Origin of the sequence: Nocardia aurantia (assembly GCF_009604425.1) — a bacterium.
GTDB lineage: Bacteria > Actinomycetota > Actinomycetes > Mycobacteriales > Mycobacteriaceae > Nocardia > Nocardia aurantia.
Genome location: NZ_WEGI01000001.1, coordinates 258,804 through 285,118, shown reverse-complemented (window position 1 = coordinate 285,118; position 26,315 = coordinate 258,804). Strand labels below are relative to the sequence as shown.

The 26,315-nt window shown below is 69.8% G+C and carries 18 protein-coding genes and 4 tRNA genes; 8 read left to right on the top strand and 14 right to left on the bottom strand.

Annotation, left to right across the window (positions count from 1 at the left end):
- Nucleotides 1–31 precede the first annotated feature (31 nt).
- Nucleotides 32–1,708 (bottom strand): DNA repair helicase XPB, encoded by a 1,677-nt coding sequence (locus tag NRB56_RS01375; RefSeq protein WP_153338639.1) that lies wholly within the window; start codon nt 1,706–1,708, stop codon nt 32–34.
- 307 nt (nt 1,709–2,015) lie between these two features.
- Between NRB56_RS01375 and NRB56_RS01370 the strand changes: the two genes are divergently transcribed.
- Nucleotides 2,016–3,101 (top strand): 3-deoxy-7-phosphoheptulonate synthase, encoded by a 1,086-nt coding sequence (locus NRB56_RS01370; RefSeq protein ID WP_153338638.1) that lies wholly within the window; start codon nt 2,016–2,018, stop codon nt 3,099–3,101.
- 91 nt (nt 3,102–3,192) lie between these two features.
- On the top strand, nt 3,193–3,837 hold the full coding sequence (locus tag NRB56_RS01365; protein WP_319942404.1) for a LysE family translocator: 645 nt from the start codon (nt 3,193–3,195) through the stop codon (nt 3,835–3,837).
- 451 nt (nt 3,838–4,288) lie between these two features.
- Here the strand turns inward: NRB56_RS01365 and NRB56_RS01360 are convergent, their stop codons facing one another.
- The 5 genes from NRB56_RS01360 to NRB56_RS01340 all read right to left on the bottom strand — a co-directional run bounded on the left by NRB56_RS01360 (nt 4,289) and on the right by NRB56_RS01340 (nt 12,111).
- Nucleotides 4,289–5,473: a pyridoxal phosphate-dependent aminotransferase gene (locus NRB56_RS01360; protein WP_153338637.1), complete on the bottom strand. Its 1,185-nt coding sequence runs from the start codon at nt 5,471–5,473 to the stop codon at nt 4,289–4,291.
- 106 nt (nt 5,474–5,579) lie between these two features.
- On the bottom strand, nt 5,580–6,500 hold the full coding sequence (locus NRB56_RS01355) for a sigma factor (RefSeq protein WP_153338636.1): 921 nt from the start codon (nt 6,498–6,500) through the stop codon (nt 5,580–5,582).
- A 77-nt stretch (nt 6,501–6,577) separates the two neighbouring features.
- The gene (locus tag NRB56_RS01350) at nt 6,578–7,051 is read right to left on the bottom strand and encodes a carboxymuconolactone decarboxylase family protein (RefSeq protein ID WP_153338986.1); all 474 of its coding nucleotides are present in this window, start codon (nt 7,049–7,051) and stop codon (nt 6,578–6,580) included.
- A 154-nt stretch (nt 7,052–7,205) separates the two neighbouring features.
- Nucleotides 7,206–8,090 (bottom strand): oxidoreductase, encoded by an 885-nt coding sequence (locus tag NRB56_RS01345; RefSeq protein ID WP_319942403.1) that lies wholly within the window; start codon nt 8,088–8,090, stop codon nt 7,206–7,208.
- Nucleotides 8,091–8,241: 151 nt separating this feature from the next.
- Nucleotides 8,242–12,111 (bottom strand): non-ribosomal peptide synthetase, encoded by a 3,870-nt coding sequence (locus tag NRB56_RS01340; RefSeq protein WP_153338635.1) that lies wholly within the window; start codon nt 12,109–12,111, stop codon nt 8,242–8,244.
- 112 nt (nt 12,112–12,223) lie between these two features.
- On the opposite strand from NRB56_RS01340, the gene NRB56_RS01335 reads away from it, so the two are divergent.
- A complete protein-coding gene (locus tag NRB56_RS01335; RefSeq protein ID WP_319942402.1) occupies nt 12,224–13,843 on the top strand; it encodes a (2,3-dihydroxybenzoyl)adenylate synthase in 1,620 nt (539 codons plus the stop codon).
- A 158-nt stretch (nt 13,844–14,001) separates the two neighbouring features.
- Here NRB56_RS01335 and NRB56_RS01330 read toward each other — a convergent pair whose 3' ends face one another.
- Nucleotides 14,002–15,306, bottom strand: a complete 1,305-nt coding sequence (locus NRB56_RS01330; RefSeq protein ID WP_319942401.1) for a salicylate synthase — start codon at nt 15,304–15,306, stop codon at nt 14,002–14,004.
- 240 nt (nt 15,307–15,546) lie between these two features.
- Here NRB56_RS01330 and NRB56_RS01325 point away from each other — a divergent pair, with 240 nt between their 5' ends.
- Together NRB56_RS01325 and NRB56_RS01320 are read left to right on the top strand one after the other, a co-directional pair.
- Nucleotides 15,547–17,973, top strand: coding sequence for a glycerol-3-phosphate 1-O-acyltransferase (locus NRB56_RS01325; protein WP_153338633.1), 2,427 nt, complete (start codon nt 15,547–15,549; stop codon nt 17,971–17,973).
- Nucleotides 17,970–19,742 (top strand): HAD-IB family hydrolase, encoded by a 1,773-nt coding sequence (locus tag NRB56_RS01320; RefSeq protein ID WP_227837047.1) that lies wholly within the window; start codon nt 17,970–17,972, stop codon nt 19,740–19,742. The genes NRB56_RS01325 and NRB56_RS01320 overlap by 4 nt, the downstream gene beginning before the upstream one ends.
- Here the strand turns inward: NRB56_RS01320 and NRB56_RS01315 are convergent.
- The 7 genes from NRB56_RS01315 to NRB56_RS01285 form a co-directional block, all read right to left on the bottom strand.
- Nucleotides 19,739–20,482, bottom strand: coding sequence for a polyprenol monophosphomannose synthase (locus tag NRB56_RS01315; protein ID WP_153338632.1), 744 nt, complete (start codon nt 20,480–20,482; stop codon nt 19,739–19,741). The genes NRB56_RS01320 and NRB56_RS01315 overlap by 4 nt on opposite strands.
- A 60-nt stretch (nt 20,483–20,542) precedes the next feature.
- On the bottom strand, nt 20,543–20,728 hold the full coding sequence (locus tag NRB56_RS01310; RefSeq protein ID WP_153338631.1) for a hypothetical protein: 186 nt from the start codon (nt 20,726–20,728) through the stop codon (nt 20,543–20,545).
- Nucleotides 20,729–21,019: 291 nt separating this feature from the next.
- Nucleotides 21,020–21,430 (bottom strand): SgcJ/EcaC family oxidoreductase, encoded by a 411-nt coding sequence (locus NRB56_RS01305; protein WP_153338630.1) that lies wholly within the window; start codon nt 21,428–21,430, stop codon nt 21,020–21,022.
- A 175-nt stretch (nt 21,431–21,605) separates the two neighbouring features.
- Nucleotides 21,606–21,678: transfer RNA gene (locus NRB56_RS01300), tRNA-Phe, on the bottom strand.
- Between the two features lie 36 nt (nt 21,679–21,714).
- Nucleotides 21,715–21,788: transfer RNA gene (locus NRB56_RS01295), tRNA-Asp, on the bottom strand.
- Between the two features lie 35 nt (nt 21,789–21,823).
- A tRNA-Glu gene (locus tag NRB56_RS01290) sits at nt 21,824–21,896 on the bottom strand.
- A 138-nt stretch (nt 21,897–22,034) separates the two neighbouring features.
- Nucleotides 22,035–22,694 carry a TetR/AcrR family transcriptional regulator gene (locus NRB56_RS01285; protein ID WP_153338629.1) on the bottom strand — a complete coding sequence of 220 codons (660 nt, stop codon included), beginning with the start codon at nt 22,692–22,694 and terminating at the stop codon, nt 22,035–22,037.
- 895 nt (nt 22,695–23,589) lie between these two features.
- Here NRB56_RS01285 and NRB56_RS01280 point away from each other — a divergent pair.
- From NRB56_RS01280 to dusB, 3 genes are all read left to right on the top strand, one after another.
- Nucleotides 23,590–23,662 (top strand) — tRNA-Lys (locus NRB56_RS01280).
- Between the two features lie 447 nt (nt 23,663–24,109).
- Nucleotides 24,110–25,081 carry an acyl-ACP desaturase gene (locus NRB56_RS01275; RefSeq protein WP_153338628.1) on the top strand — a complete coding sequence of 324 codons (972 nt, stop codon included), beginning with the start codon at nt 24,110–24,112 and terminating at the stop codon, nt 25,079–25,081.
- Between the two features lie 70 nt (nt 25,082–25,151).
- Nucleotides 25,152–26,300 (top strand): tRNA dihydrouridine synthase DusB, encoded by a 1,149-nt coding sequence (dusB, locus tag NRB56_RS01270; protein WP_153338627.1) that lies wholly within the window; start codon nt 25,152–25,154, stop codon nt 26,298–26,300.
- Nucleotides 26,301–26,315: the final 15 nt, after the last annotated feature.

Below are 26,315 nucleotides of genomic sequence, written 5' to 3'. Positions count from 1 at the left end.
CCGGGCCGGGTCGCCCGACGCGCCGGTCCGCTCATCCGATCGTCGGGCCCAGCAGGTCGTCCGCGTCGGTGATGCGATAGGCGTACCCCTGCTCGGCAAGGAAACGCTGCCGATGTGCCGCGTATTCGGCATCCAGCGTGTCACGTGCCACCACCGAGTAGAAATGCGCCTGGCCGCCATCGTGTTTCGGGCGCAGCAGCCTGCCCAGCCGCTGCGCCTCCTCCTGCCGGGACCCGAAGGTGCCCGACACCTGCACCGCGACCGACGCCTCCGGCAGGTCGATGGAGAAGTTGGCCACCTTGCTCACCACCAGCACCGGGATCTCCCCGGCCCGGAACGCGTCGAACAGCGCCTCGCGCTCCCTGGTGCGGGTGGAGCCCTGGATGACCGGGGCGTTCAGATGTTCGCCCAGCTCGTCCAGCTGATCCAGGTACGCGCCGATCACCAGGCTCGGCGCGTCCTTGTGCCGGGCCAGGATCGACTCCACCACCGCGAGTTTGGTGCGCGCGGTGGAGCACAGCTTGTAGCGCTCCTCCGGCTCGGCGGTGGCGTAGGCCATGCGCTCGGCGTCGGTGAGCGTGACCCGGACCTCGACGCAGTCGGCCGGCGCGATCCAGCCCTGCGCCTCGATGTCCTTCCAGGGCGCGTCGTAGCGCTTCGGGCCGATCAGCGAGAACACGTCGCCCTCGCGGCCGTCCTCGCGGACCAGCGTGGCGGTGAGGCCGAGGCGGCGGCGGGACTGCAGATCGGCCGTCATCCGGAACACCGGCGCGGGCAGCAGATGCACCTCGTCGTAGATGACCAGGCCCCAGTCGCGGCTGTCGAACAGTTCCAGATGTTTGTACTCGCCCTTGGTCTTTCGCGTGATCACCTGATAGGTGGCGATGGTGACCGGGCGGACCTCCTTGCGCTCGCCGGAGTACTCGCCGATCTCGTCCTCGGTGAGCGAGGTGCGGGCCAGCAGTTCACGGCGCCACTGCCGGCCCGCGACGGTGTTGGTGACCAGGATCAGGGTGGTGGCCTTCGCCTTCGCCATCGCGGCCGCGCCGACCATGGTCTTGCCGGCGCCGCAGGGCAGCACCACCACACCGGAACCGCCCGCCCAGAACGAATCGGCCGCCATCTCCTGGTAATCGCGCAATTGCCATGCGCCCGCCTCGAAGTCGAGTTCGATCGGATGCGCCTCGCCGTCGACGTAGCCGGCCAGATCCTCGGCGGGCCAGCCGATCTTGAGCAGCATCTGCTTGATGCGGCCGCGCTCGGACGGGTGCACCTGCACCGTGTCGGCGTCGATGCGCGCACCGACCATGGGCTGGATCTTCTTGTGCCGCAGCACTTCCTCCAGCACCGCGCGATCGAGACTGACCAGCACCAGGCCCTGCGCGGGGTTCTTGACCAGCTGCAACCGGCCGTAGCGGGCCATGGTGTCGACGATGTCGACCAGCAGCGGCTGCGGGACCGCGTACCGCGAGAAGCTGACCAGCGCGTCGACCACCTGCTCGGCGTCGTGCCCCGCGGCGCGCGCGTTCCACAGCGCCAGCGGCGTGATGCGATAGGTGTGCACGTGCTCCGGGGCGCGCTCGAGCTCGGCGAACGGCGCGATGGCCTGGCGCGCGGCATCGGCCTGCGGATGGTCGACCTCCAGCAGGACGGTCTTGTCGCTCTGAACGATGAGGGGCCCGGCCACTCGGTCACCTTCGTGGGGCATCTGCCCACGATATCGGGGGTGACCGACATCTCGCCGTATGGGATCGGCCACGACCCGGCGACCTGCGCGAAACGGGTGTGGCACTCGTCACCCCCGGGGTCGCGCGGCCGCGGCGTCGCTCCCGGCTGGTACAGTCCCTCCTCGTGCAGCGCGTGTATTTCTGGTTTACCAAGCCGGCCCCGGGTGGGCCGGTCGGTGAGCCGCGCTGACCTTCCCCCCACCCCGAGCCGGATGCCCCAGACCGGCTCGCGGGATTCGCTCTCGGTGAGTCGGCCCAGGTCCGAAATCCCGAGAGGACAAGCTCCAGATGAGTACCGCAGGTGATCTCGACGATCAGCGCACTCTGAGCATCAGCCCACTACTGTCACCCGCCGACGTCCGCCGCGCCCACCCCCTCGACGACGCCCAGGTGGCCACCGTGCGGGCCGGCCGCCGCGCCACCGTCGACGTGCTCGACGGCGCCGACGACCGGCTGATGGTGATCGTCGGCCCGTGCTCGGTGCACGATCCCGGCGCCGCCCTGGACTACGCGCGGCGCCTGGCCGCGAAGTCCGCGGAACTGGCCGACCGGCTGCACGTGGTGATGCGGGTGTACTTCGAGAAGCCGCGGACCACCCTGGGCTGGAAGGGCCTGCTCAACGATCCGCATCTGGACGGATCCTTCGACGTCAACACCGGCCTGGGCCTGGGCCGGCGGCTGCTGGTCGACATCACCGCGCTCGGGCTGCCGGTGGCCTGTGAATTCCTCGACCCGATCACCCCGCAGTACATCGCCGATCTGGTCGCCTACGGCGCGATCGGCGCCCGCACCGCCGCCAGCCAGGTGCACCGGCAGCTGTCCAGCGCGCTGTCGATGCCGGTCGGCATCAAGAACGGCACCGACGGCGACGTGCAGGTCGCCGTCGACGGCGTCCGCGCGGCGGCGGCCAGCCACGTGTTCCCCGGCACCGACCTCGACGGCCACGCGGCCCTGATCCGCACCGCCGGCAACCCGGACTGTCACGTGATCCTGCGCGGCGGCAGCTCCGGGACCAACTACGACGCCGCCTCGGTCGCCGAGGCCTGCCTGCGCCTGGAGAAGGCGTCGCTGCCGCAGCGCGTCGTCGTCGACGCCAGCCACGGCAACAGCAACAAGGACCACACCAAGCAGGTCGACGTGGTCACCGATGTGGCCGAGCGGATCGCCGGCGGCGACCGGTCCGTGGTCGGCGTGATGCTGGAGAGCTTCCTCGTGGCCGGTCGCCAGGACCTGACCCTGGGCCGCGCCGCCGACCTGACCTACGGCCGGTCGATCACGGACGCCTGCCTGGACTGGGACACCACCGCCACCCAACTGGACCGCCTCGCCACCGCCGTCGCGGACCGCCGGGCAAGCCACCGAACCGCGTCCTAGGCCGCCGGCCGCCCCGACCGGGCCGCAGCCGGTCCACGACTGATCAACTGGACCGCGACAGTGCGGTGGTCGGCCGACCAGTATCGGATTCGTGATCGAGACGACTGCGGTGACGGGAGTGGCGGCGGCCGCGCTCGCGATGGTGCTGACGCCCGGGCCGAACATGATGTATCTGGTGTCACGGACGGTGTCACAAGGCCGGCGGGCCGGGCTGATCTCGCTGACCGGGGTGGCGGCCGGATTCCTGGTCTATCTGACGGCGGCGGCCGTGGGCATCACCGCGATCTTCGCGGTGGTGCCCGAGCTGTATCTGGCCGTCAAACTGGCCGGGGCGCTGTATCTCGGCTGGCTGGCGTGGAAGACGCTGCGGCCCGGGGGCATCTCGGCCTTCGCGCCGAGCGAGTTGCCCGCCGATCCGACCCGGCGGCTGTTCACCATGGGCCTGGTCACCAATCTGCTGAATCCGAAGATCGCGATCATGTACATGGCCCTGATCCCGCAGTTCGTAGTGCCCGCGCACGGGCGGGTGTGGTTGCAGAGTCTGAGCCTCGGCGCGGTGCAGATCGGCGTCGCGCTCACCGTGAACGGGTTGATCGTGCTCGCCGCCGGGTCGATCGCGGCCTTCCTCGGCGAGCGCCCGCTGTGGTTGCGGGCGCAGCGGTGGGTGACCGGCACCATGCTCGGCGCGATCGCCGTGCTCCTGGCCACCGATCGGGCCCGGCCGGTCCCGGCCTGAGCCCCGGACGCGCGACGCACGTCCCGTCCATAGGGAATCGACCGACGGACTCGCGGCTGGGTGGACGGGACGCGGCTGTGTGCACGGCGCCGCGGCGGCCGGCCCGCAGGTCGGCGGTGGCCTGGAACGTGGCGGCCGCGACTCTGCGAGAGGCCCCTGAATGCGGCGAATTGGTGGCCCGGTGCGCAATGAGCCGGACCAAGCTAGGCGGGCCCAGCCGCGATGGGCCGGACCGAGCCCAGCGGGCCCGGGGAGCGGTGAACCGGACCGAGGATTGGTGGCCCGCGGCGGGATGAGCCGGACCGAAGCTCAGCGGACACAGGACGGTGCACCGGACCGAAGCTCAGCGGGCACAGGACACGGTGCACCGGGCCGAAGGTCGGCGGGCCCTCGGCGGGATGAACCGGGCCGGAGCCCGGCGGCCCCGGAGAGCGCTGAGCCGGACCGTGATTCAGCGGGCGGGGCTGGGTGCGCGGTGGGCGTGCAGGCGGCGGATGCCCTCGGTGAGGGTTTCCTCCTTCTTGCAGAAGGTGAAGCGGATCAGGCGGTTCCACGCGTCGGGATGGTCGGCGAAGACGCTCAGCGGGACGGCGGCGACGCCGAGGCGCTCGGGTAGTTCCCGGCAGAAGGCGTGGGCGTCGGCCGCGGCGAGACCGGTGATGTCGGCGCAGACGAAATATGTTCCGTCGCTGCGCTTCACCTCGAATCCGGCCTCCCGCAGCGCGTCCGACAGCCGAATCCGCTTCTCCGCCAGAGTGTCCCGCAGGGCGGCCACCCATGGCAGCTCGTGCTCGAGGGCGTACGCCACGGCCGGCTGGAACGGGCCGCCGCCGACGAAGGTCAGGAACTGCTTGGCGGCGAGGACCGCGTCGAGCAGGGGAACCGGTGCGCAGGCCCAGCCGATCTTCCAGCCGGTGACACTGAAAGTCTTTGCCGCACTGGAGATCACGACGGTGCGCTCGAACATGCCGGGCAGGGTGGAGATGCTGAGATGCGTGTGCCCGTCGTAGGTGAGGTGCTCGTACACCTCGTCGGTGAGCACCAGCAGATCGTGCTCGATCGCCAGGTCGGCCACCGCCTGCAGTTCGGTGCGGCTCAGTACCGCGCCGGTCGGGTTGTGCGGGGAATTGAGCAGCAGCAGACGAGTTTTCGGGGTGATCGCGGCACGCAGGCTGTCCAGATCGAGGGCGAAGCCGTCGCCGTCGGGGACCAACCGCGCGGTCCGGCGGGTCGCCCCGGCCAGCGCGACCGCCGCCGAATAGGAGTCGTAGTACGGCTCGATCAGTACCACTTCCTGACCCGGCTCGACCAGCCCCAGCACGGCCGCCGCGATGGCCTCGGTGGCGCCCACGGTGACCAGCACCTGGCTGTCCGGGTCGTACCGGGTGCCGTACCGGCGGGCGCGATCGGCGGCGATGGCCTGCCGCAGCACCGGCATGCCGCGGCCCGGCGGGTACTGGTTCAGACCATCGGCGATGGCGGCCCGGGCGACGTCCAGCATGGCGGCGGGACCGTCGGAATCCGGGAAGCCCTGGCCGAGATTGACCGCACCGTGGCGGACCGCCAACTCGGTCATCTCGGCGAAGATCGTCGAGGCGAAGGGGCGCAAGCGGGCGACGGTCTGCGTGTGGGACATGTTTCCAACCTAGCGTGCTGGTCAGCGGCCCCGAGACGGCCGGGCTCGAGCCGATTCCAACCTGTCATCTCCCCGGGCGCTTCACCCGTTCGTGACCGCAGCCGGCTCAGTGCGGGACCCGGACCCCGGACAGCTTCGCCGGATTCGCGAGATCGTAGGCGCCGCACACGGTTTCGCCGGCCACGGTGAACGCGATCACCCGCGCCGGGGTGCCCGGCCGGCCGTCGTGGGAGGCCCGCTCGTGGATCAGCAGGCCCAGTTCACCGTTGACGCGCACGACGTCGCAGTCCGGGGCGCCGGGAGCGAGGCTGATGCCGTACCGGCCGAGCAGCCCGAGGGCGAGATCGGCGAATCCCGGCGCGCCGACGACCACCCGCAGGGCGGCCCGGGTGGCCCCACCGCCGTCGGCCATGTACCGGGCCTCCGGATGCAGCGCCGCGCACACGGCCGCGCGGTCAGCGGACTCCAGGGCCGCCAGCAGCCGGCCCACCGCCGCGGCGTGCCCGGCATCCGTGACGGGTACGGGCAGGCCCGCGAGCACGGCCCGCGCGGCGTCGGCCGCCGCCGCCACCGCCGCCTCGGGCCGCTCCAGTACCGTCGCGACGGCCGCGGCGGGCAACCCGCCACCGTCCCGCAGCACCAGCGCCAGCCGGGACACCGGCTCCAGGGCGTCCAGCGCGATCATCGATTCGAACCGGCAATCCCGATGGCGCGCAACGACTTCCAGCAGTTCAGGCCGCCCGGAGGGCGCCGGTCCGGTGACGATCGGCTCCGGAAGCCACTGTCCCACATAATTTTTCCGCCGCACGGCGGCGGAGCGCGACTGCTCCAGGCAGATCCGGCCGATCGTCGCGGTCAGCCATTCGCGCAGGTCCTCGATCTCGTACTGCGGCGTGGTCGCCAGCCGCAGCCAGGCCTCCTCGACGGCGCTCTCGGCGCCCACGACACTGCCCGTGGACCGGTACGCCACCGAGAACAGATGTGTCCGATGGGATTCGAACAAATCGGCGACGAGTGCGGAGACCATTGCACCGATTCTACGGCGGCGCACCGGCGCCCCCGACCGCCGCCTCCCGCCGACGACGGGAGGCCTTGCGGTACGGGTCAATTGAACTGACCGGGCTCGTAGCCACCCGCCGGGGTGCGGGCGATGACGTTGAGCCGGTTGTACGCGTTGATCAGCGCCACGGTCGCGATCAGGGCGCCGATCTGGTCGTCGTCGAAGTGCTTGCGCACCTGCTCCCAGGTGGCGTCCGAGACGCCCTCATGGGTGTCGGCGAGCCGGGTGCCCTCCTCGGCGAAGGCCAGCGCGGCCCGTTCCGGCTCGGTGAACACGGTGGCCTCCCGCCACGCCGCGACCAGGTTCAGCCGCAGCCAGGTCTCCCCCGCCGCGACGGCGTCCTTCGCGTGCATGTCGGTGCAGAACCCGCAGCCGTTGATCTGGCTGGCACGCAGCTTCACCAACTCCTGGATCTCGTGCGGCAGGGTCGACTCGACGACGGCCTGGCTGGCGGAGTTCAGCCGCTTGGTGAACTTGGCGGCGGTGGGGCTGGCGAAGATGTTCAGTCGGGCTTCCATCACGATGTCCTTCCTCGAAGGTGGTACGCCGCGCGGTGGCGCGGCGCCCGTACATCAGGACGACGACGCGGCCCGGCGCCGTGTGACATCCGCTCCGGTGACCCGCGTCACAACAGAACCGGCCGCAGCCGCTCGGTGTAGCCGGCGTCCCGGTTCAGCGCTCGGCGAACGGGAAGGTGACCTTGGTGAGTTGCTCGGACAGCTCCCACAAGCGCCCGGCGGTGACCTCGTCGCGGGAGGCGGCCGAGGACTTGCAGGCGACCGGATAGCCGCGCGCGCCGCCCAGCCCGGTCGGGCCGTAGTACCCGCCGGGCGCCACGTCCGTGGCGGTGGCGGCGTACAGCGAGCCGAGCGCCCCCATCTCGGCGCTCTGCGCCAGGACGCGGTTGCCGACCACCATCACCTTGTCCATGAAGGTCTCGGTGTGCGACTGCAGGTCGGTGGCGGCGTAACCGGGATGCGAGGCCAGGGCCAGTTTCGACGATCCGGCCGCGGTGAGGCGGCGCTGCAGTTCGTAGGTGAACAGCAGATTCGCCAGCTTCGCCTGCCCGTAGGCCGCCCAGCGGTTGTACCGGCGCCGCTCCCAGTTCAGGTCGGCCGCGTCGATCTTGCCGATGATGTGCGCGCCGCTGGCCACCGTGACCACCCGGTCCGCGATCTTGTCCAGGAGCAGGCCGGTCAGCGCGAAGTGACCCAGGTGGTTGGTGCCGATCTGCATCTCGAAGCCGTCGGCGGTGCGGCGCAACGGCACCGCCATCACGCCGGCGTTGTTGATCAGCACGTCGGCGCGGTCGATCGAGGCGGCGAACTCACGCACCGACGACAGATCCGCCAGGTCCAGGCGACGCACCTGGGCCCGCTCACCGATGCTGTTGGCGACCGCGCGGGCCTTCACCTCGTCGCGGCAGGCCATGATCACCTGCGCTCCCGCCGCGGCGAGCGCCCGCGCGGTGACCGCGCCGAGCCCGCTGTTCGCACCGGTGACGATGACCGTGCGACCGCTCTGATCCGGAATGTTCGACGTATCCCAACGACTCACGTCGCCTCCTCGCCAGTGGTTCGCCCCGCCCGCCGGGCGGGCGCGGCGGCGGTTCCGTCCCCGCAAACCCGCCTTCTGGCCACGAGTCTAGAGCCGTGGCGGACCGGCCGGGTACTCCGGGCGAGTACCGGCACGATCACACCCCGGCGGCTCAGCGTGTGGCGGCCACGATCTCGTCGTCGCTCATCGCGGCGACCTCCAGATAGAGGCGGGCGACGGTATCCAGCCGCCCGGCCGGCTCGCGCTGCGAAAGCCGTTGTGCCAGACCGGCGACGGTGCGGGAGGCGAACAGATCGGACACCACCGCGCCGGGCACGTCCAGCCATTCCCGGACCCGTGCGACGACCGTGGTGGCCAGCACGGAATCGCCACCGAGAGCGAAGAAGTCGTCGGTGACACCGACCTCCGTGCGCTCCAGCACCGCCGCCACGATGTCGGCCAGGGCCCGTTCCACATCCGTTCGGGCCGAGACGAATTCGTGCTCCGTACCGGATTCCGCGAGCAGCGCCAGGACCGCCTTGCGATCCGGTTTGCCGTTCGAGGTCAGCGGAAGTCGCGGCAACACCTCGAGCCGGGACGGGACCATGTACTCGGGCAGCAGTTCGGCGACCGCCTCCAGCGTCTCTCCCGGATCCAGGGCCACGCCGTCGACGGCCACCACCACAGCCGCGAGTTTCGGTGCGGCCGAACCGATCACGGCCGCGACGGCGTGCCGTACGCCGGGCAGCGCGCGCAGGGCGCTCTCCACCTCGCCGAGTTCGACCCGATAACCGCGCAGCTTCACCTGATGGTCGGCGCGGCCGAAGAACTCCAGGATCCCGTCCGGCCGGTAACGGGCCAGATCGCCGGTGCGGTACCAGCGCAGGCCGTCGTACTCGACGAATCGGTCGGCGGTGCGCTCCGGCTCGTTGCGGTAACCCGCCGCGACACCCGCGCCGCCGATCCACAGCTCGCCGGTCACCCAGTCCGGGCAGTTCTGTCCCGCCGGATCCACGACCCGGCAGCGCACGTTGCGCAGCGGGGTCCCGTACGGAATCGCCTTCCAGTCCTGCGGAACCCGCGCCCCGGTGACCTCGCAGACGGTCGAGTGGATGGCCGTCTCGGTGGCACCACCGAGACCGGCGAACCGGCAGCCGGGGGCGACCGCGGCGAGGCGGCCCGGCAACGCGACGTCCACCCAGTCCCCGCCGAGCAGCACCGCGCGCAGCGAGTCGAGTGGAGTGCCGCCGGCGGCGTTCAGCACCATGTCCAGCAGGCTGGGCACGCAGTTGAGCACGCTGACCCGGTGCCGGGTGATCAGTTCCACCCAGCCGGCCGGTTCGCCGCGCTGCGCGGCATCCACCGCGACCACCGAGCCACCCGCGCTGAGCAGGCCGAACAGGTCGTACACCGAGAGGTCGAACTCCAGCGCGGACAGTGCCAGCGCGCGGTCTGCCGCACCGATCCCGAAGCGGTCGTTCAGGTCGTCGATGGTGTTCATCGCGGCCCGGTGCGGCACCTCCACCCCCTTGGGCACACCGGTCGACCCGGAGGTGAACAGCACGTAGGCGATCTGTTCCGGGTCCGGGAAGATCGGTTCCGGCAACGGTTCCGGATGGCTCCGCGCGGTGCCGAGGGGCAGCGCCGGCAGTTCCGCGATCGTCGCACCCGCGGTGATCGCGGCGACCACGTCACCGACGCGCAGGATCTCGGCGCGCCGAGCGGGCGGCTGGTCCGCGCCGATCGGCACGTAGACCGCGCCCGCCGCCAGCACGCCGAGGGTCGCGACCACCTGATCGGGCCCCTTGGGCAGCTGCACGGCGACGGCGTCACCCGGCCGCACCCCGGCGGCGCGCAGGGCGCCGGCCACGGCGAGCGCCTCGGCGGCCAGTTCACCGTAGGTCTGCCGATGCGCGGCGCCGGCCGATTCCCAGATCAGCGCCGGGGCATCGGGTTCGGTGGCCGCATGGGTGAAGAAGCCGGTGTGCAGGGCTCTTCCGGACACCGGGCCGTCGGTGTCGTTCACCTGGCGACGAATGTCCGCCTGCGCCAATGGAAGTCGCACGCCCGCGGCGGCATCCCAGCCGGTGCCCGGTTCGGCGGGTTCGGCGACCAGTGCGGTGATCGCGTCGATGTAACCGCCGAACATGGTCTCCACCATGCCCGGAGGGAATGCGGTCGCACGGACGTCCCAGTTCAACAGCAGCCCGCCGCGCACCTCGGTGACCTGCGCGTCCAACAGGACCTGCGGGCCCTGCGAGATGATCCAGACCGGATCGCCGAAGGTCTCGGTGACCACGTCCGCGAACAATTCGCCGAGATTCAGCGCGCTGGTGTAGACGATCGGCGCCAGCACCGGCTCACCTCGGGAACGACCCAGGTCGCGCAGCACCTCGAGCCCCGAGTATGCGGAATGCGCTCCGGCGGCGTGCATCCGGCGTTGCAGCGCGGCGGCTCGCTCGAAGACCGTGGCGGGTTCGGTGACGTCCACCTCCAGCAGCACCGACGAAGTGAAGTCGCCGACCACGCCGCCGACCTCCGGATGCACCGGCTCCCGATGGAACAGCGGCAGATTCAGCAGGAAGCGACGCTGCGCCGACCAGCCCCCGATGGTGTCGGCGAAGACCGAGGCCAGCGCCATCGCCGGGGTGACGCCCCGCGCGTGCGCGGTGGCGATCACCCGCGCTTTCGCTTCCGGTGGCAGCCAATGATGATGGCGGACAGTGCTGTTGCCGGTCTCCGTGGCGGCGGAGCGCGGGAGTTCCGGCGCGCCGGGCAGTTCCGGCAGCCGCTCCTGCCACCAGCGGTGCGCGCGCTTGCGTTCCTCGGCCGAGGCCCGCCCGCGTGGATCGGCCAGATATTCGCGGAAGGTGTAGGTCACCGGCGCCAGCGTCTCGCCGCGGTAGAGCCGGGCCAGGTCGGTGATGAGCACCCGGTAGCTCATCGCGTCGGCGGCGAGCATGTCGACATCCAGGTGCAGCCGGGTCCGGTCGCCGGGCAGCCGGGTCAGGGCGATGTCGACGACCTGCCCCTCCTCGACCGCGAGCCGCTGATGGGTCCGGTTGTGACGCAACGATTCCAGCGTGGCGTCGACCTCGGCAGGCGTGGTCTGCCGCAGGTCGGTGACGCTCCACACCGGCCGGGCCGGCGCCGCGAGCGTCTGCTGCCGCCCGTCCGGCCGGAACCGGGTGCGCAGCATGGGATGCCGCTGGACCAGCGCGGCGACCGCTACGCCGAGACGATCGGGATCGACCGCGCCGCCGTCGAATTCGATGTACAAGTGCGCGGCCACCTCGCCGAGGCGCTGCTCCGCCGAGCGGCCGATCCAGTACGCGTGCTGCATCGGCGCCAAGGGGAAGGGTGAGCCGTCGTCCGTCACCGCGGGCGTCTCATCGGTCACCACCGTGGCATCGATTGCCGGTCGGACATCAGCGCTCGCACGGGCCTGACCGATTGTCACGGAAGTATCGGCAGTTGCCATGGATACCTCAGAAGACGCCGCAGCGGTACCACCGGCCGCCGCAGGGGCATCGGCGATCGCCGCGGATACCTCACCGGACGACGCCGTGGCGGATCCACCGGTCACCGCCGGAGCATCGGTTGCCGCCGCAGGCCCGCCGGGGGACGTCGTGGCAGAACCACCGGTCACCGCCGGAGCATCAATCGCCGCCGCAGGCCCGCCAGGCGACGTCGTGGCAGAACCACCGGTCACCGCTGGAGCATCGGTTGCCGCCGCGAGTCCGCCCGGGGACGCCGTGGCGGAACGGCCGGTCGCCGCGGCGGAATCCGCACTGCCGCCGAGCAATCGGAGCCAGTCGGCGACGGTGGGCGCGGCCGCGAGCTGCGCGAAGTTGACGTCCATCCCGCGCTTGCGCCATCCGCCCGCCAGTTTCATGGTGCGGATCGAATCCAGGCCCAGCTGGATCAGATCGTCCCCGTCGGCGATATCCGTTGCCGCGATACCTAGTTGCGCCGCGACGGCCGCCCGGATCTCGTCGCGCTCGATGCCGTCACCCGCACCGGGTGGCTGTGCTGACTCCATCTCCGCGTACTCCTTGTCTGGCCGATCGTCGATCAGCCTAGCCCATTGAGATAGGGTTGCCTAACCTTTGTAATCAGACCTTCAGCAACCTGTCGACCGTGAGGCAGCGCCCGTGACATCCCTTTCTCCCACTGCCGAGACGCACCGCGACGGCTTCGTGCCGATCCCCGCCGAGGCCGCCGCCGCCTACCGGGCCGCCGGATACTGGACCGGGCAGACCCTCGGTGACCTGCTCCGGTCGGCCGCGCGACAGTGGCCCGGCCGGCCGGCCCTGCACGATGCGGACGGAGTCCGCGACTACGCCCGGCTCGACGCCGACGCCGACGCGTTCGCCCACGGCTTCCGCGCCCACGGCATCGCGGCGGGCGATCGGGTCCTGGTGCAACTGCCGAATGTGCCGGCCTTCGTGCCGATCCTGTTCGGGCTGTTGCGCGCCGGTGCGATCCCGGTGCTGGCACTGCCCGCGCACCGGCGCGCGGAGATCGAGCATCTGGCCGCGTTGTCCGGCGCGGTCGCCTACGTGATCGCCGATCGGGTGGGCGATTTCGACTACCGCGAGCTGGCGGCCACCCTGGTGGAACAGGTCGGCAGCGTGCGCCGGGTCTTCGTCCTCGGCGATCCCGGACCGTTCACGGATCTGGCGACCGTTGCGGGCGAGGGCGATTCACTGCCGCAACCGGCACCCGACGACATCGCGCTGATGCTGGTGTCCGGCGGCACCACCGGCCTGCCGAAGCTGATCGCCCGCACCCACGACGACTACGCTTTCAACGCCCGGGAGAGCGCGGCGGTCTGCGCACTCGGTCCCGACGACGTCTACCTCGCGACTCTGCCCGCGGCGCACAACTTCCCGCTGGCCTGTCCCGGAATCCTGGGTGCGATCACGGTGGGCGCCTCGATCGCCCTCACCGCCGACTCCAGCCCGGAGGCGGCGTTCGCGGCGATCGAGCGGTATCGTGCGACGGTCACCGCCGTGGTACCACCGCTGGCCCAATTGTGGTGCGCCGCAGTCGAATGGGAGGAGGCGGACCTGTCGTCGCTGCGTCTGTTGCAGGTCGGCGGAGCCCGGCTGGCGGATGTCAACGCCCGCGAGGTGCGGCCCGCGCTGGGAGCGCAGTTGCAGCAGGTGTTCGGCATGGCCGAGGGCCTGCTGAACTACACCCGCCTCGACGATTCCGACGATCGCGTGTGCACCACCCAGGGGCGGCCGCTGTCCGCCGCCGACGAGTTGCGCGTGGTCGACGGCGAGGGCAATGACGTGGCGCCGGGTGAGGAGGGCGAGCTGCTGACCCGCGGACCGTACACGATCCGCGGTTACTACCGTGCGCCGGAACACAATTCCCGGGCGTTCACCCCGGACGGCTACTACCGCAGCGGCGATCTGGTGCGGCGACTGCCCAGCGGGCACCTGATCGTGTCCGGCCGGATCAAGGACGTGATCAACCGCGGCGGTGAGAACGTCTCGTGCGACGAGCTCGAGGAGCATCTGCTGGCACATCCGGTCGTGCGGCACGCCGCCGCCGTCGGCCTGCCCGACGCCGCGCTCGGCGAGAAGGTGTGCGCCGTCCTGGTCGTGGACGGTGCGGCCCCCACGCTGGCCGAGATCAAGCGGTTCCTCACCGACCGTGGTCTCGCCGCCTTCAAACTGCCCGACGTGCTGCGCACCGCCGACACCCTGCCGCTCACGGCGGTCGGCAAGATCGACAAGAAGGTGCTGCGGGCAACCTTGTAAAGTACCGGAATCCGTTCGGCGGCACCGGCGATCGGGCCCGACCGGCCTTCGCCGATGCCGTCGGCGGGTACCGGGAACTGCCCGGAACACACTGCCGTACCACGGCATCGGGCACCGAGGACGGTGGCGCGACCGTCCTCGGTGCCCGATGCCGCCGTTCAGCCCGCGACCAGATACGGCGCGACGCTGCCGAGCTTCTCGCAGGTCTCCTCGAATTCCCGCGCCGGAGTGGAGGCGGCGACGATACCCGCACCCGCGCGGATCCAGGCCCCGTCTGTGGTCTGGTACACCGCGCGCAGCACCAGAGTCGCCTCCAGCTCGCCTTCCGGCGAAACCGTCACCACCGCACCGGAATACAGACCGCGCGGATCGCGATCGAGCCGGAAGACCGCATCGACGCCGCCGCGCTTGGGGATTCCGGACGCGGTCACCGACGGGAACAGCGATTCCAGTGCGTCCCACGAATTCCGATCGGCGGCCAGCCGGCCGCGCACGGTGGAGGCCAGGTGCTGCACGCTGCCGCGCTCTCGCACCGCCATGAAATCCGAGACGGCGGTGCTGCCCGGTTCGGCGACCGCGGCGACCTCCGCGAACGAGGTCTGCACCGAGATCGCGTGCTCCACGATCTCTTTCGGGTCGGTGACGAGGTCGGCGCGGGCCGCTCGATCGGCGGCGTCGCCGCGGCCGAAGGCTCGGGTGCCGGCGAGCGGTTCGGTGGTCACCATGCCCGTGTCGTCGACCGACGCGACCAGTTCGGGACTGAATCCCGCCGCCTCCAGGCCGCCCAGCCGCAGCAGGAAGGAGCGCGCCGGGGTGTTGTGGGCCCGTCCCAGGCGATAGGTGGCCGGAACGTCGACGACGAAGGGCAACTCCACCTTTCGCGACAGGATCACCTTCTGATACCGGCCGTCCCGGATCTCGCGCACCGCGGTGGCGACCCGGTCGCGGTAGCCGGTGGGGTCCGGTGTGATGTCCACCGGGAAGGGATCCGGCATGGCCGTCTGCTGCGCCTGCTCGACCAACTGGTGGATGAGCTCGAGCTCCTCCGCGGTCGCCCCGGTTACCTCGATGCCGTTGCCGTCGAGCCGCACTTCGATCCGCGGAATCATCAGGAATCCCAGCGGAGTCCGCGCCGGCACGTGCGCGGTGGCCTCGAAGGACCAGGCACAGAACTCGAAAGCCAGCCAGCCGTACGCGGTTCGACCTTCCGTCGGCAGTTCGGCCAGCGCGCGATCGAGGGCCTGGGCCGGCGTGCCGGTCCACCGACTCGTCGTGCTCCGATCCGCCCAGCGAACCCGCAGTTCCTCCGCGGTGAGCTCGATACCGCCGAGTGGATCGGCGGCGAACACCCACTGCCCCGGTCGTTCGTAGACGACGTATTCGCCGAATCGCTGCGCGGATGCCAGCGCCGAAACCGCCGCCGCCGGATCGAGAATCCGCACGCGTTCGTCCGTGACCGTCACCAGACCTCCAAGGTTATGCTCACCTTACTTTCGAAAGTGAGGTTAGCATTACCTTTTCACTATCGGTGTTCGTAGTGTCGTGCACATCCGGCGCGACAACCGCCTGCGCGAAATCTCCGGCCGGGCTTCAATAGTGGGATGTGCCGCTTCGCGACGAGTTCGCTCGCGAGGCCGGGATGCACTGCGCCGCGGCGGTGACCAGCTACCGCCGCAGCGGGCTGCGCCAGCAACGGAGGGACCATGATCGATCACGCCGAAACTTCTCCGGCGACCCCGGATACCGCGCCGCGATCGGTGGTCGCGCTGGTGGAGGCTTCCACCTCGGTGGAACGGACGCTGATCGGCGACTGGCTCGCCGCGGGCGGTGTCCTGGCCGAGATCGGCGTCGACGCACCGGTGACCCAGTTGGACCTGGACGCCGCGGCGGTGGCGGACCGGCTGGTCGGCCGCCGCGACGATCCGCTGGTGGTGCCGGTGCGGGTGGTGTGGCTGCCGCCGGAGCGAGACGGCGTGCGCCGCACCACCTTCGCGGATCTGGTGTTCTTCAACGACCCGCGCCGGCCGAACCGGTTGCGGCAGCGCCGCCTGGTCGCGAAGGCGCCGGACCGGCATCTGGTGCTGACCGGGCAGCCCGCGCGGCTCAGCGAGTTACGGGCCAGCCATCCGGAGGCGGCCGGCAGTGTCGACCGTCCCGGCGCCGCCGAGGGCGTCGACCGTCCCGGCGCGGCCGGGGGCGCGGAACCGTTCGCGCGGGCCATCGTCCGGGCCGGCACCGTCGCCCTGGAACGCGCCGAGCGCGCGGTGATCGGCGACCGCTACAAGGTGCCCCGGCTGGTCGCCGAGGAGATCCTCGACTCCCCGGAGTTCCTGCGCCGTCTCGACGCCATCGCCGTGCACACCGGAACCGGTTCGAAAGAGGTGTACCGGCGGGCCGAGAAGGGGCTGCGCGAACTCGTCGCCGCGCAGAGCCGGCTGGTGTCGGATCTGTTCACCCAGGCGATGCGGCCGGTGCACGCCTGGACCTGGAAGGTCGACAGCGATGCGGACCGCCTCGACGAGCTGCGCCGGCTCAACCGCCGGCATTCGCTGGTGTTCCTGCCCTCGCACCGCTCCTATGTGGACGCGTTCGTGCTCGGGGACGCGCTGGCACGCCACGACTTTCCACCCAACCACGTGGTCGGCGGCATGAACCTGGGCTTCTGGCCGATGGGCCCGATCGCCCGGCGCACCGGAACCATCTTCATCCGCCGCAGTTTCGGCGACGACGAGGTGTACAAGGCCGTCGTCGAGGAGTACTTCGCGTACCTGCTGGCCAAACGCTTCAATCTGGAGTGGTATTTCGAGGGCGGCCGGACCCGCACCGGCAAGCTCCGGCCGCCGCGCTACGGCCTGCTGAACTATCTCGCCGCCGCGATCCGGTCCCGCCGGGTCGACGACGTGATGCTGGTGCCGGTGTCGATCACCTACGAGCGGCTCAACGAACTGGGCGCCATCGCCAGCGAACAGGCGGGTGGGACGAAGGAACCCGAGGGCCTGACCTGGATGGCCCGCTACATCCGCAACCAGCAGCGCTCCGCGGGCCAGGTCTACCTGCGCTTCGGCACACCGCTGTCGGCCCGGGAACGGCTTGCCGCACACGGTGATCCACTGACCCCGGCGCCCGCTCCCGGTGCCGGGGTGTCCCCCGGCGCCGCCGAGCGGGAGCGAAATGCCGTGCGACGTCTGGCCTTCGAGGTCGCCGTGGGAATCAACGCGGTCACCCCGATCACGGTGAACGCGCTGGTGACCCTGGTCCTGCTCGGCGTGCACGAGCGCGCGCTGACGCTCGGCGAGGTGCGCCGGACCCTCGAACCGGTGCGCGGCTACATCCGCCGGCGCGGGCTGCCCGGCGGCGAATTGGATTCCCTCGGTGACGATCACAGCCTCTCGGTGGTACTCGAACAGCTGTCGCGCGCGAAGGTGGTGACGGTCTACCGCGGCGGTCTGGAACCGGTGTACTCGATCGAAACCGGCGCCCATCTGGAGGCGGCCTTCTACCGCAACAGCGCCGTGCACTGGTTCGTCAACCGGGCCATCCTGGAACTCGCGGTGCTGGCTGCGGTGGACGCGCCGCCGGGCGAACAACTCGACACCGGCTGGGACACCGCGTACCGGCTGCGCGATCTGCTCAAATTCGAGTTCTTCTTCCCCGAGCGCGCCGATTTCGCCGCCCAGCTGACCGCCGAGATGCTGCTGGTGGACCCGCACTGGCACGAGCGCACCGCGGCGGGCACCGTCGGCACGGAGATCCTCGGCGAACTGACCGGCACCGGATTCATGATGGCGCATCGGGTGCTGAACTCGTTCTTCGACGCTCAGCTCGTGGTGGCCGAACGCCTCGCCGCCGACACCGATCCCGGCCCGATCGATCGCAAACAGTTCCTGGCCGAATGCCTGGCCGTCGGCCGCCAGATGCTGCTGCAACAACGCCTGCACAGCCCCGAATCGGTCTCGACCGAATTGTTCACCAGCGCACTGAAACTCGCCGACAACCACGGCTTGCTCGACCCCGACGCCCCCGACCTGCGCGCCCGCCGCCGGGCCTTCGCCGCCGAATTGCGCGCCCTCGGCGCCCGAATCTCCCACGCCGCCAACCTCGACCCGGCCAACCGCCCGGAGCAGCCATGAGCGACAACGAGTTTCAGCACATCGGTCCGACCTCGGCGGGACCGGAAGTCGCTCCCGCCGAGATCGATTCGACGGAGACGGCCTCGACGGAATCCGGGACGGCCACGGCCGGATCCGGAGCGGCATCGGGCCCGCTCGACGGACATCCGACCGGCCCCGATGCGGCCGGGACGCCCGGTGCCTACGCCGCCGGGCGAGGCCTGTCCTCGACGGGGTGCCGTCCGCTCACGTTGACGGACCGGATCTCGGCTGTCCACAGTGGTCCACAGGGCCCGAAGATCGCCGCCGTCTTCGATTTCGGTGGCACGGTCGTGCACGGGCTCACGCCGCTGTCACGGTGGCGGCGGTCCGGCCGCACGCTCGACGCGAGCCTCGCGGCCGGGATCCGGGGCGCGCGGGCCGAGGGCGAATATGAGCGATTCCTGCAGCGAGCCATGCAATCCTGGGCCGGGCGGACCGAGGCCGAGCTGGACGAGGCGGGCGCCCGGCTGTTCCGTTCGAAGGTCTACGAGCAGTTGTATCCCGAAGCGTGGCAGCTGATCCGGGCACACGAGGCGGCCGGGCACACCCTGATCCTGGCCAGTTGCCTCACCCGGTTCCAGGTACTGCCCGTCGCGGCGGAACTCGACATCCCCCATGCCCTGTACACCGAGATGGCGGTGGCGGACGGCGTCCTCACCGGTCAGGTGGCCGGAAAGCCGTTGTGGCGCACCGGGAAGGCGGAGGCGGTACGCCGGTACGCCGCCGCGCACGACCTGGACCTGCCGAACGGTTACGCCTACGCCGACACGCTCACCGATCTACCGCTGCTGGAGCTCGTGGGCCGTCCGGCCGCGGTGAATCCCGATGCCGGGCTGGCACGGCAAGCGCGCGAACGGGATTGGCCAACCCTGTCGTTCCGGCCCCGCGCGAGCATCGGTTCCCGCGACATCGCCCGCACCGCAGCCGGTTTCACCGCACTGCTCACCGGCGCCGCGGCAGGGATCGCCGGCGCCGCGGTCCGGCCGGGCCGCCACGGCACCACCCCTGCGACGCTCGACCACGCCGCGAGCACGCGCGCCGCGTCACCGCCGCACGAGGCGACGCCGCTCGAATCGACCGTCACATCAACCGAATACACCGCGACCGCTGGGCGGCACCAGCGCATGGCCGACGCGATGATCGCCCGCGCCGCCGACACCACGCTCCGCGCCACCGGTGTGCGCCTCCGGATCACCGGCGCCGAATACGCGCGCGCCCCGCGACCGGCGGTGTTCGTGTTCAACCACCAGAGTCAGTTCGACATCGTGGTACTCGCGGCCGTCCTCCGCGGCGGCGTCACCGCCGTCGTGAAGCGGGAGATCACCGCCAATCCGGTGTTCGGTCCGCTGCTGCGGTTCACCGGCGCGACCTTCATCGATCGCTCGGACACCGCGAGCGCGAAGGCGGCGCTCACACCCGTGGTGCGGACGCTGCGCGGCGGGCTGTCGATCGCCGTGGCCCCCGAGGGCACGCGGTCGCGGTCGCCCCGGGTGGGCCCGTTCAAGAAGGGCGCGTTCCACATCGCCATCCAGGCGGGAGTGCCGATCGTCCCGGTCGTGATCCGCAACGCGGGCGAGATCGTCCGGCGCGATTCGATGGTCGTCCGGCACGGGACCGTGGAGGTGGCGGTGCTGCCGCCGATCGATGTCGGCGGCTGGCGGCCGGACGCGATGACCGACGACGTCGAGCGGGTCCGGCAGCTGTTCGTCGAGACGCTGCTGCACTGGCCGGCGCCGGACGGCGCCTAGACCTTCCGGCCGAACAACAGCTTCCACGGCATCGCCGCGGATTCCAGCTGCACCTTCAGGCTCATCTTCGAGGCGCCCTTGGTGCGCTCCTCGAAGCGGATCGGCACCTCGGCGATCGTGATGCCCTTCTTGATGGTCCGGTAGTTCATCTCGACCTGGAACGAATACCCGTTGCTGTGGATGGACGCTACGTCGATCGCGCGCAGGGTGTCGGCCTTCCACGCCTTGAAACCGGCGGTGGCGTCCCGGACGCTCAACCGCAGGATCGCGTTGACGTAGAAGTTGGCCCAGGCCGACAGCGCCTTCCGGTACCACTTCCATTCGGCCGCCGTGGAACCGCCGGGAACATAACGGGATCCGAGCACCACTCCGGCGTCGGAGTTCGTCAGCTTGTCCAGCATGGCCGGGATCACCTCCGCCGGATGCGACAGGTCGGCGTCCATCTGGATGACCACCTCGGCGCCCTCGTCGAGGGCCCGGGTGATACCGGCGACGTAGGCGCGGCCGAGACCGTCCTTCTCCTTGCGGTGCAGCACGCCGACCACGCCGGGATATTCGGCGGTCAGTTTGTCGGCCACCTCGCCGGTACCGTCCGGCGAATTGTCGTCGACGACCAGCACATGCAGGTCGGGGACCGGTAGCGAGGTCAGCCGCTCCACCGCCACCGGCAGGTTCTCCCGCTCGTTGTAGGTCGGCACGACCACGGTCACCTTCAAGACGCCCTCCGCTCGACTCGGCATACTGCTCACGCCCGCCGAGCGGGCGCCGAATATTGCACCCCAGACCGTAGCGGATGCGGGTTAATCGTCCTCGCGCCAGGCGCGGTCGCGGTCGTCCTCGCGTTTGTTGCGCGCCTGCGCGATTTCCAGGGCGTGCTCGGCGGTGGCCTGATCCGGATACGGACCCATCCGATCCCCGAACCAGCATCGCTTGCCCTGCTCCGCACGGTGATGCTTGAGGCAGTAGTACCACTCGGAGTCAGCCATGTGATCAGGATCGCACGACTCGCCTCGGCGACCGGCCACACCCTCCCCCGCCGGCGAATTGCGGAAACGAATTTCAGTGATTCTGATCACAATTGTTGCGGAGTCGTAGAAGTTGCTGCACGGAAAAGGACAGAGGGTACGAATCCCTCCCCGGAGAAACTTTTGCCGTGCGCGGACGCCGATACTTCACATTTTGCGAGTGACCATCGATCCGGCCGCCGAAAACTTCGATCGACAAGCCGGAGGGCCCTTCCCCGGGCGCCCGGGGAAGGATCCTCCCGGAATGGCGCGCTACGCGGGCGCCAGTACCGGACTGTTGTGATAAGCCGCGATCAGCCACCGGCCGTCCCGCTTCTCCAGCACCCAGGTGGCTTTGACCTTGCGCGCATCGCCGGGCACCTCGGTCTCCCCGGCGAACAGAATGGCGGATTCGCTGATCACGATCGCGGCGTCGCTGCCCAGGAATCGGATACCGAGTTGTTCGTTGTGGGTCGTGCTGCCCGCGAGGGGGCCCGCGAAGGCCGCCGCCATATTGAGCCGGATCACGTCCCTCCCATCGCGGTACGAGCCGGTCATGATGGCGGTCGCGTCCTCGGTGTAGTCGGCGACCATCCCGTCGGCGTCACCGGCCGCCCAGGCCCGGTAGGAATCGGCCAGGACCGCCTGAATCGCGGCCACATCGTCGGTACGACTGTTCGACATCGTCTTCTTCTCCCTTGTCGACGGCCCGCCCGGGTGCTTCCGGTGAGCTCGCCGATACATACCGGCGGCCGAACCGGAACTCATCGCGGCCCGGCAGGGAGATTTCGCGGCATCGCCGACGGGCCACCCAGCGAACGAAAAACCCCCGGCCCGTGAACGGAACCGAGGGTGAAAGTGGCCAAGGCCGGGATCGAACCGGCGACCTTCCGCTTTTCAGGCGGACGCTCTACCAACTGAGCTACCTGGCCCGGGGGGCACCCGCACCGAATGCCCAGCAAAACTTGCGACCCTGACGGGACTCGAACCCGCGACCTCCGCCGTGACAGGGCGGCGCGCTAACCAACTGCGCCACAGGGCCATGCTCTGTTCTGCTCTCATACAGTGTTGCCACTGTACCCCCTACGGGATTCGAACCCGCGCTACCGCCTTGAAAGGGCGGCGTCCTAGGCCGCTAGACGAAGGGGGCCCGTCCGGATCTCTCCGGTCCGTTTCTCAACGGCTTCCGTTGGGAGCTCGCATAGCTTATGACAGGCTGGACACGAATCCCAAATCGGCTGGTCAGAGACCACGTTGCGGCGATCTCGCCCTCACCGGCACCCCCTGGTCAGATGTCGAGTTCCTCCAACCGGGCGGCCGCGCGCCAGCCGTACCGCCGGAACTCGTCGGCCCACTCGGGTGTCGCCATGGCCTCCACGATGACCTCCAGCGCCTCCTGGAATCTGGTACGCAGATCCATCGGGCCCCCCTGGACGTCGACGATGTAGCGCTGGCCGGCCAGGGCGGCCGCCAGCGTGCGCGCGAACCGGTCCGGGTCGGCGTCGGCGCGCAACTGCTTCTGTTCGATCGCCCGGACCGCCAGGAGCCGGGTGGCGCGGTCGACGATGCGCCCGCCGGCCGCCTTGGCGTCCCGATAGAACTCCGGCTCGATCACGAGCCGGAACTCGGCCTGGATGACGATGTCGTTCTCCAGTCGCAACGCGACCTCGTCGACCATCCCGTGCAACACGTCCAGCGGCCCGAGATCGGTTCGGGCGAGCCAACGTTCGGAGGTCACGCGGTAGCGCTCGACCGCCGATTCCAGTACCGCGCGGGCGAGGTCCTCCTTGGAGTCGAAGTGGAAGTACATGGCGCCCTTGGTGGCGCGCGAACCTTCCAATATCCGGTTCAACGATGCCGCGGCGTAGCCGCTCTTCCCGAATTCAACGGCGGCGGACCTGATGATCGCCGCCCGTGTCCGGCGGGCCCGCTCTTGCTGCCGTGCCATGCTCGAAACGCCTCCGAAGCTACTTGCCGCCGGTGAACTGCCAAGACGGAACAGCCCCCGACGCGAAGTTATGAGATTTTCAAATACTTCAACTCAGGCTATTGCCCGGTTTTCCAAACTTTCGGTACGAAAACTTCTGGGAAAACAGTCCTCAGACTCGGTGGTACAGTTTTCCCGCCCGGGTGCGCGGCAGGGGTGCACACCCGGGCTTTTTCTTCGTCGTGGAACTGCCTCCTGTGACGTGGTCTTCGGAGCACCGCGATCGGCCTGACCGGTCGCGACGCATTCGGGCACATCAACCTTCGGCCGAATCCCATCCCCCCGGGCGCTGCCGGTTCCTACGGAATTCACCAAGCGGTCACCGTACCTCGAATCGTTGCGCGCTGTAAGGCATACCGGCAAGTCAGTTCGCTGAATAGCGGTTGTAGGACACATGCAAATAGGCAGCTAACGAATTGTGGGAGATCCGCTGTCGTGAATTCCCGTTCGCTCCACCCACTACCCCGCCGACTCCGCACACCCGGGACGGGACCACCGCCGGCGGCGCCGCGCGCACCCGCGCTCCGGCACCGGCCGGACCACCGGATCACCACGCTCACCTCCCGACCAATTACATTGCAACGCACAACGATTGGGTAATGTTTCCATACTTCCGCGCCGAAACAAATTGGGAAGCAAGAAGATTGCCTCGCGCGCGTCCCGGAATTACAGGACACGTCAACAATCCGTCCACTCGTCCCGCCACATCGGCGGGCTCACCGCCGCCGATGCCGCCGGGCGCACGTCCCGCGAACCCCTCCCGAATCGCGCCGACCTGCGCGGACATCCCCGGTCGGCGGGCCGGACAGATACCGGTTACCACTTCCGCACGGCGCCCACTAGACTTGCCATCCGCGCCCCTATAGCTCAGTTGGTAGAGCTACGGACTTTTAATCCGCAGGTCCCAGGTTCGAGCCCTGGTGGGGGCACTCCGCCGACGGGCCGGTGATCACGATCACCGGCCCGTCGGCGTTCCTCCCGGTCGCCGGCCGGTTCCGGTGATGACAAGTCGATCGAGGAAAACAGACATCCCGCACACCGTGCCGGAACGCCGGCAGAGATTTTCATATCGGGGATAACACGCCGCCGACCTGCGCGATAGCACCGGTACGGGATTCGGACAGGTGGTGCGTGGTCACGGATGCGTCTGGACACGATCACGGCCCCGCCTACACTCGATAACGTTCCACGCACGCCGACGATGTCGTGTGAGGCGCACAACTCGAGCCTGTGAACTCATCGGCCGCGCTGTGAACTCGCCCAAGATGCGGTTCGCATCACCCTACGGTGACGTAGGGTATGGGCGGCAGCAGCACGGCCCACCGGGGGGCGACCTGCAAGATCGCACTTACCACACTGATGAAGGACACGGATACATGGCCAGGGATCTGACCCAACTCGAGCTTCTTTCTGAGCTGGAGCCGGTTGCCGCAGAGAACGTCGATCGACACATCTCGATGGCCAAGGAGTGGCATCCGCACGACTACGTCCCGTGGGACGAGGGCCGCAACTTCGCCGCCATGGGAGGCGAGGACTGGGATCCGTCGCAATCCCGCCTGAGCGAACTCGCCAAGGCCGCGATGATCACCAACCTGCTCACCGAGGACAATCTGCCCTCCTACCATCGCGAGATCGCCGAGAACTTCTCCCAGGACGGCCCGTGGGGCACCTGGGTCGGCCGCTGGACCGCCGAGGAGAACCGGCACGGCATCGTCATGCGCGACTATCTGGTCGTCACCCGCGGCGTGGACCCGGTAGCGCTGGAGCAGGCCCGCATGATCCACATGACCAACGGGTTCGCCTCTCCCACCGAGAACGAGGCGGGCTTCCTGCACTCGGTCGCGTACGTGACGTTCCAGGAGCTGGCCACCCGCGTCAGCCACCGCAACACCGGCAAGGTCTGCGACGACCCGATCGCCGACCGCATGCTGCAGCGCGTCGCCACCGACGAGAACCTGCACATGATCTTCTACCGCAACATGTGCGGCGCGGCCCTCGACCTGACGCCCGATCAGTCGATCGAGGCCATCACCCTGATCCTGGAGAACTTCCAGATGCCCGGTGCGGGCATGCCGAACTTCCGCCGCAACGGCGTCCTGATGGCCAAGCACGGCATCTACGACCTGCGGCAGCATCTGGAAGAGGTCATCCAGCCGGTCCTCAAGAAGTGGAAGATCTTCGAGCGCGACGACTTCACCGCGCGCGGTGAGGCGGTGCGCGAGCGCCTGGGCCTGTTCCTGGAGCGCCTCGGCAAGGACGTCCTGAAGTTCGAGGAGCAGCGCGACCGCATGCTGGCCCGCGAGGCCGCCAAGCGCGAGCGCGAGGAGATCACCACCCTCGCCGGCTGACCGGCGGTACCGGGTCCCCGGATTCCACCGTGATCCCGGCCACTGCCGGTGTGATGCGAAAATGGGGACCATGACTACCGCCGTCGAAACCCGAACCAGCCTGCGGATCGGCCCGTACGAGGTCGATCCGCCGGTGGTGCTGGCGCCGATGGCCGGTATCACCAACGTCGCGTTCCGCACGCTGTGCCGCGAGTTCGGCAGCGCCACATCGCTGTACGTCTGCGAGATGATCACCGCCCGCGCGGTGGTCGAGCGCAACGAGAAGACGTTGCACATGATGGCGTTCGGCCCCGATGAGCGGCCCCGATCCATGCAGCTCTACGGCGTCGACCCGAAGACCCTGGGCGAGGCCGTGCGGATCGTCGTCGGCGAGGGCTGGGCCGACCACATCGACGTCAACCTCGGCTGCCCGGTTCCGAAGGTCACCCGGCTCGGCGGCGGCGCGGCCCTGCCCTACAAGCGCCGGCTGTTCCAGCAGATCGTGCGGACCATGGTCGCCGCCGCGGAACCGGCCGGCGTCCCGGTCACCTTCAAATTCCGCATCGGCATCGACGACGACCACCACACCTTCCTCGATACCGGCCGCATCGCCGAGGCCGAGGGCGCCGCCGCGGTCGCGTTGCACGCCCGCACCGCCGCGCAGCGCTATTCCGGCGCCGCCGACTGGTCCGCGATCGCCCGCCTCAAGGAGGCCGTCACCACCATCCCGGTGCTCGGCAACGGCGACATCTTCTCCGCCGCCGACGCCCTGGCGATGGTCGCCGAAACCGGTTGCGACGGCGTCGTGGTCGGCCGTGGCTGCCTCGGCCGGCCGTGGCTGTTCGCCGAACTGTCCGCCGCCCTGCGCGGCAAACCGATCCCGCCCGCCCCGGCCCTCGGGCGCGTCGGCGAGATCCTCTACCGTCACGCCGTCCTGCTGTCCGACCACGACGGCGAGGACAAGGCCATGCGCGACATCCGCAAGCACATGGCCTGGTACCTGATGGGCTTCCCGGTCGGTTCCGACCTGCGCCGCCGCTTCGCCACGGTCACCGGCCTCACCGAACTCCAGGACCTCATCGCCCTCCTCGACCCCGACGCCCCCTTCCCCGCCGACGCCGAGGGCCCCCGCGGCCGCCAGGGCTCACCCGGCAAGGTCGTCCTCCCCGAAGGCTGGCTCGACGACCCGGAGGACGCCACGGTCCCCAAGGCCGCCGACGTCATGCATTCCGGCGGCTGAACAGGCGTGTCTGAC

Coding starts and splice junctions, on each gene's coding strand:
- NRB56_RS01375 (WP_153338639.1), bottom strand. CDS start 1,708: ATGCCCCACGAAGGTGACCGAGTGGCCGGGCCCCTCATCGTTCAGAGC.
- NRB56_RS01370 (WP_153338638.1), top strand. CDS start 2,016: ATGAGTACCGCAGGTGATCTCGACGATCAGCGCACTCTGAGCATCAGC.
- NRB56_RS01360 (WP_153338637.1), bottom strand. CDS start 5,473: ATGTCCCACACGCAGACCGTCGCCCGCTTGCGCCCCTTCGCCTCGACG.
- NRB56_RS01355 (WP_153338636.1), bottom strand. CDS start 6,500: ATGGTCTCCGCACTCGTCGCCGATTTGTTCGAATCCCATCGGACACAT.
- NRB56_RS01350 (WP_153338986.1), bottom strand. CDS start 7,051: ATGGAAGCCCGACTGAACATCTTCGCCAGCCCCACCGCCGCCAAGTTC.
- NRB56_RS01340 (WP_153338635.1), bottom strand. CDS start 12,111: ATGGAGTCAGCACAGCCACCCGGTGCGGGTGACGGCATCGAGCGCGAC.
- NRB56_RS01325 (WP_153338633.1), top strand. CDS start 15,547: ATGATCGATCACGCCGAAACTTCTCCGGCGACCCCGGATACCGCGCCG.
- NRB56_RS01320 (WP_227837047.1), top strand. CDS start 17,970: ATGAGCGACAACGAGTTTCAGCACATCGGTCCGACCTCGGCGGGACCG.
- NRB56_RS01315 (WP_153338632.1), bottom strand. CDS start 20,482: ATGCCGAGTCGAGCGGAGGGCGTCTTGAAGGTGACCGTGGTCGTGCCG.
- NRB56_RS01310 (WP_153338631.1), bottom strand. CDS start 20,728: ATGGCTGACTCCGAGTGGTACTACTGCCTCAAGCATCACCGTGCGGAG.
- NRB56_RS01305 (WP_153338630.1), bottom strand. CDS start 21,430: ATGTCGAACAGTCGTACCGACGATGTGGCCGCGATTCAGGCGGTCCTG.
- NRB56_RS01285 (WP_153338629.1), bottom strand. CDS start 22,694: ATGGCACGGCAGCAAGAGCGGGCCCGCCGGACACGGGCGGCGATCATC.
- NRB56_RS01275 (WP_153338628.1), top strand. CDS start 24,110: ATGGCCAGGGATCTGACCCAACTCGAGCTTCTTTCTGAGCTGGAGCCG.
- dusB (WP_153338627.1), top strand. CDS start 25,152: ATGACTACCGCCGTCGAAACCCGAACCAGCCTGCGGATCGGCCCGTAC.